Source organism: Proteus sp. G4380 (genome assembly GCF_963885725.1).
Lineage (GTDB): Bacteria > Pseudomonadota > Gammaproteobacteria > Enterobacterales > Enterobacteriaceae > Proteus > Proteus mirabilis.
Window position 1 is genome coordinate 1 of sequence record NZ_CAWPAV010000163.1, and the last position, 4,997, is coordinate 4,997.

Here is a 4,997-nt window from a genome sequence, read left to right on the forward strand (position 1 = left end):
AATATAATTAAATTAATCAACTTTAAAACACTCATTTTTAATAAAATCCTTTCCGTCATTTTCGTATTCACAAGACAACATTTCCTATGTAAGCTGTACTAACTAACAACGCACTGAGTGACACAAACGATGCGCAGAATGTTGCAGCAAAAAATCATCCAAGTATGTGATACAAAAATAGCGCAAAAGGGAGAAGGGGTAGGCCTCTCTTTTTATGCTTTTTTTGCTAATAAAAATGATGATCCTGAATTATTAATGGAAGCGGCAACTTGGTGGATATTGACGCATAAATTAGATCATTTTGAAAAAGCCATAAAAATTAAGAAGATGATACAAACTGAAATGGACGCTAATCGCTAAATCTGTACGCTGTTATCATTTTTATCAACCTGATACGAAAAAACTGAAAATTATTGATTATTATCACATTAACGTCAGTCATAAACCGTTATGGTAATTTTATGATTAATAACGTAAACGGTGATGATATGGAATATTGGTTTATTGCGTATAAAGTGCGTTCCAGAAATGGTGATACCTACGCCGGGCATAAAATAGTAGAAACTGAGAGTGGGATCACACCCCATATTGCGTTAGAAAAAGCATGTCAGGAAGTTGCACAAGGGGCTCAAGCTGATATTCCTGCGGTGAGAGTTGTGGCATTTAATCGTTTATAAGCGTATCAATTGATAAAAATCTCGTTAAGATCATTAGCGAGATTTTTTTGTTTTTATCTCAACTTCAACGGTAAGAAGAAAAATAAACACTTCGTTAATGATTTATTTTTAACCACTCTCTTCACTATCCCAATTCACTATCACAATAAATCATAAATCTATTAAGATTTAGTCTCTTAACTTCGTGAAATATTCGATATTATTTTTATAATCAAAATAATTTTTTCGCTAAAAAATCAGATAATGAATAGCATTAGTTTAATTAAGATGGCTATACAGCAATTAATATACGACTTAACTTAAATAGTTATTAATTATGTGATCTGAACTGTGATAATGACTTTTTTATATTTGAATAAAAAAAGTGTCGTCGTTAAAGTTTACTTGAGCTAAGGAATAGCTCGATACAAGGAAATAGAGATCATATTTTGATTTTTTAGTAAAACATACAAGGAATTTTTAATTATGACAGTATTAACCGTTTATTTATGTGGTACCGGCGCTTCATCTTTTGATAATAATAATCATAATAATCCTGTTTATTGGCAAGGTGAGCTTGTTTCCACCTTGGCGCATAATAATCTAGATCGCGAATTTGCTCAGTGGTTTATTGTAGATGGCCCAGGTAGCGGTAATTTGCAAGAAGATGATTTATGGGTTGAAAGCCCTAATTATTCAGATATAAAAGGCTCTTTATTTGGCAGTGGATGGGAAGAAAATGTTGAACATGCACTGTGCTTAATGAAAGGCAACTTTGACTGGCAACGTGAAAAGTTAACAGAACAACAATATAATCAACTGAAAAAAGCGGGTATTCCCATTGAAGATGTTGAAGTGACCGGCTCTTTTTTATGGCGTAAATATAATTATGGTGACCGCTATGTCACTCAACAACAACTTCAGCAACAAATTATTCGTACCTTTCGCAAAGATGGCATCATTCCCACCCAAGTGAATTTAATGGGTTGGAGCCGTGGTGGCATCACCTGTCATATGCTTGCCAATGCCATGTTAAAAGATCCCCTATTAAAAGATATTCCAGTCAATATTTTTGCTATTGACCCAGTTCCAGGGCCACTTAATTTCCAACCAGAAAAGGTGACACTAGGTAGCAATGTTAAGGAATATGTCGGATTTTATGCCATTGATGAACGCTCAAAAGGATTTGCTTGCGTTATTCCAACAGTGACTGCTGAGACGAAAATGCATATTTTCCCGCTTTCTGGACGCCATGCGACCTTAGTAGGCAATGCCGCGATTGATGGTAGTGAAGGTAAAAATGCACTATTTTCACCGGGGTTAATTGTGCGACATTTTGCAGAAAGATGTTTAACACGTTGGGGATGTCAATTAGCGAACAAGCTAGAATTAACTGATAAGGAGATATTTGAGCATCATACTGATATTAAAAATGATGCGGATAAATATATTGCTATGCGCCGTAAAACTTATTCCATATATGAAAGTAGCGGTGATGATGAACGTAAAGTTTCATTAGGTAAAGAGGGGAAAGCATTCTCTGATATATATGGGGCACAATATGAGCCTTCGATGGCATTAACCGCAGACTATTTTGCAGATCCTCAACTCTACGATGTGATTAAATAAAGCAATTATTATCTATGTGAAACAGTAAGTTTATCGCCTGCCATGTGTAGGCGATTTTTATTTATCGGTGATGATATCAGTAAATGAAGAACAAATAGATGGGGAAGAGCAGATGATGATAGCGATAGTCTAATGATATAGTGTAATAAATTGAGTTTTTATTATGTTATTTTTATATCATATCGTTTAATTGTCACAACGTTACCGATAACAAATAATATCGTATAACAAGAAATAACACGGTAAATAAAGACGCCATTAGCTAATAAAACCGCTTTTGGCGCAGAGGAAAGTTATTTTAGATTGAGATCAGGATAATAACTATGCTCTGAAAACTGACCATAGCTATTTTGTACCCTCTGCTCTTGTTCAGTCTGTCTTATTAAAACAGCGAGCTTATCTAATCTTGCTCGTAATAAATTTCGCGTCTCATTTTCATTTTCGAGTATTTTCTTTAACATATTGGTGAGCTGCTGTTGTATTATCAGCTCACCCTCAGTGGGTTTTATCATCTTAGTGATAATTTCTACACTTTTTAAATAATCCATTTCCATTTCTATCAGCTGATCCCACTGCTGATTTTTGGCAAGCGTTAACATTTGCTCACTTAATTTCAAAACCTGCTCGTAAGCTGCCATTATATCCATATTTGCTGTCCACGCTTTTTAATAAGAATTAATCTGTGTGCCAATTTGTTGCCAAGCATCAGAAATTTCAGTTAATAACTTGATGACTTCATGAATTTTTTCTGGATTATTTTTTAAATTGGCATCGAGTAGTTGAGTGATCATATAGTCGTAAAGTAATGCTAAATTTTCAGCAAGCTCCTCCCCTTTTTCTTTATCCAGCCCCTGTTTTAAGCCGTTGCCAATAATGTTAATGGCTTTAGAAATATTTTCTCCTTTACCGGCGATATTTCCTTGTTCCATTAATATTAATGCACGGCGAAGGGCGCTTAGCGCCCCATTAAATAGGATTTGGATCAGCTGGTAAGGTGAAGCATTTAAAATCTCACTTTCAACATCAATTTGAGCATACATTTTACTGGCTGATTGTTGATACATAATATCCTAATATCCTACTTAAAAATTAACGTAATAAACGTTCAATTGATGCACTTGAGTTAGTCATGGAGTTGACCATTTTATCTAATAATTGAAACTGTTTTTTATAACGTTCCATCGTCGCTTCAATAGTACGTTTGGTATTTTTAATTTGGTTATCTAACGATTTTTTACGTTTTTTAACACCATCAGTGGCAATATCAAGGGTGCCGTCGTTTGATTGCAGTGTTTTTTTCAGGTAATTATAGGTTTGAGTACCAAAACCTGTTTCTTTACCATCCCCCATAAAAAACTCTTTGACGTTAGCGGGTTTTTCTTTTAATGCTTTATCGAGTTTTTTATCATCAACTTCTAATGTGCCATCAACTTTAAATTTAATGCCCATTTTATTAAGGGTATCAATCTCAGATGAAGATTGAGAACGAGTGATAAAGCTTTTTAGCTCAGACATAATCATCCGGCTAGTGGTATCACCTAATAACACACCATTGTCTTTAGAGGCATCTTCACCTTTTTCAACTTGGGTGTACTTGGTGAAATCTTTATAGGTTTTATTTAATTCATTATAAGCGTCTGTCCAGGCTTTTATGGCCTTTTTCATTGGCTCAATATCACGCGCAACCGTAATAATTTCAGGTTTATCTACGCCATCTTTATTATCATTGGTTTTTTTCTTAAGATTTAACGTGATCCCTTCAGGCGCATCTTTAATTTCATTAGTTTGACGTTCAATTTCAATCCCATTAATCGTTAACTTTGCATTATTTGCCTTAACGATCTCTGTCATTGCACCACTGTTTGTTTTAGTGGAGTAGCTAATAAAATCGTTAAGCTTACTATCACCTTCAACAGTGATTTCCATTTGAGAATCTGTACCTTCTTTACGAGAAGTCAGAACTAAATGGTTAACGCCATCTTGGGCTTTTACAATAGTGGCAGAAACGTTGCCTTCTTTTTTATTGATAGCATCACGTAATTCAATAATAGAAGTTTGACTGTCTGTTAACTCTATTTTTAAAGGCTCTTTTTCACCTTTTTGGGTGATCACTAAAGTCCGTGTTTTGCCTTCACCTAATGTTTCACCAATAGGATCTTTGATATCACTGACGGCTTTTGATTTCAGTGTTTGAGCATGGGCAAGCTCTGTTACCGAGACCGTATAATTACCAATGCTTGCTTTACCATCAGTGGTTACTTTAAAAGCATCAAACTCATCATCAACTTTGGTGGCGACGATTTTATCGAATTTTTTTAATTCTTCAGATGCTTTCTGTAATTTATCTAATTGGCTACGAATTTTTCCATATGCAGTAATTTGTGCATCGTAGCTTTTCATCTGTTTGTCTAAAGGTTCAAGGCGCTTATTTTCCGCAGCCTCTAATTGCATTAATGTCTCGCCAAGTGGCATCTTGGCGCCTATTCCTAGTGCACTAATACCAGCCATACTGGTCTCCTTTCTGTGTTCGTAAAATAATCCCTACACAGCGTTATCGGAAGAATTGGCGAAAAGTTTACGTCTATTTACTATTTTTGATGAGGGAAACAGACCGCCATATAGAAGCCTTTTATTGTCATTGAATACTAAAGTCGAATTTTGCATAAGAAAAAAGGTTTATGACGAGAATTGATAAAAATAATATAAAAAAAT

General features: G+C 34.8%; 6 protein-coding genes. 3 read left to right on the forward strand and 3 right to left on the reverse strand.

The genetic code is table 11. The annotated features are described in order from the left end of the window. Positions 1-129 precede the first annotated feature (129 nt). The 3 genes from AACU98_RS14750 to AACU98_RS14760 all read left to right on the forward strand — a co-directional run bounded on the left by AACU98_RS14750 (position 130) and on the right by AACU98_RS14760 (position 2,285). Positions 130-360: a DUF6500 family protein gene (locus AACU98_RS14750; RefSeq protein WP_004250790.1), complete on the forward strand. Its 231-nt coding sequence runs from the start codon at positions 130-132 to the stop codon at positions 358-360. 101 nt (positions 361-461) lie between these two features. Then, a complete protein-coding gene (locus AACU98_RS14755; RefSeq protein ID WP_004243502.1) occupies positions 462-677 on the forward strand; it encodes a hypothetical protein in 216 nt (71 codons plus the stop codon). Positions 678-1,142: 465 nt separating this feature from the next. Next, entirely contained in the window at positions 1,143-2,285 is a 1,143-nt protein-coding gene (locus tag AACU98_RS14760; protein WP_012368052.1) for a hypothetical protein, read from the forward strand. A 293-nt stretch (positions 2,286-2,578) separates the two neighbouring features. On the opposite strand, the gene fliT is transcribed toward AACU98_RS14760, so the two are convergent. The 3 genes from fliT to fliD are packed head-to-tail and all read right to left on the reverse strand — an operon-like array spanning position 2,579 to position 4,793. Further along, positions 2,579-2,932, reverse strand: a complete 354-nt coding sequence (fliT, locus tag AACU98_RS14765; protein ID WP_004243500.1) for a flagellar protein FliT — start codon at positions 2,930-2,932, stop codon at positions 2,579-2,581. A gap of 18 nt (positions 2,933-2,950) precedes the next feature. Then, a complete protein-coding gene (gene fliS, locus AACU98_RS14770; RefSeq protein WP_004243499.1) occupies positions 2,951-3,349 on the reverse strand; it encodes a flagellar export chaperone FliS in 399 nt (132 codons plus the stop codon). A gap of 25 nt (positions 3,350-3,374) precedes the next feature. Then, complete coding sequence (gene fliD, locus AACU98_RS14775) at positions 3,375-4,793, reverse strand: flagellar filament capping protein FliD (protein ID WP_161735013.1); 1,419 nt, start codon at positions 4,791-4,793, stop codon at positions 3,375-3,377. Between the last annotated feature and the right edge of the window lie 204 nt (positions 4,794-4,997).

What these genes read in the sequence shown, in the direction of transcription:
- AACU98_RS14750 (WP_004250790.1), top strand. Translation starts at nt 130, where the DNA reads ATGCGCAGAATGTTGCAGCAAAAAATCATCCAAGTATGTGATACAAAA.
- AACU98_RS14755 (WP_004243502.1), top strand. Translation starts at nt 462, where the DNA reads ATGATTAATAACGTAAACGGTGATGATATGGAATATTGGTTTATTGCG.
- AACU98_RS14760 (WP_012368052.1), top strand. Translation starts at nt 1,143, where the DNA reads ATGACAGTATTAACCGTTTATTTATGTGGTACCGGCGCTTCATCTTTT.
- fliT (WP_004243500.1), bottom strand. Translation starts at nt 2,932, where the DNA reads ATGGATATAATGGCAGCTTACGAGCAGGTTTTGAAATTAAGTGAGCAA.
- fliS (WP_004243499.1), bottom strand. Translation starts at nt 3,349, where the DNA reads ATGTATCAACAATCAGCCAGTAAAATGTATGCTCAAATTGATGTTGAA.
- fliD (WP_161735013.1), bottom strand. Translation starts at nt 4,793, where the DNA reads ATGGCTGGTATTAGTGCACTAGGAATAGGCGCCAAGATGCCACTTGGC.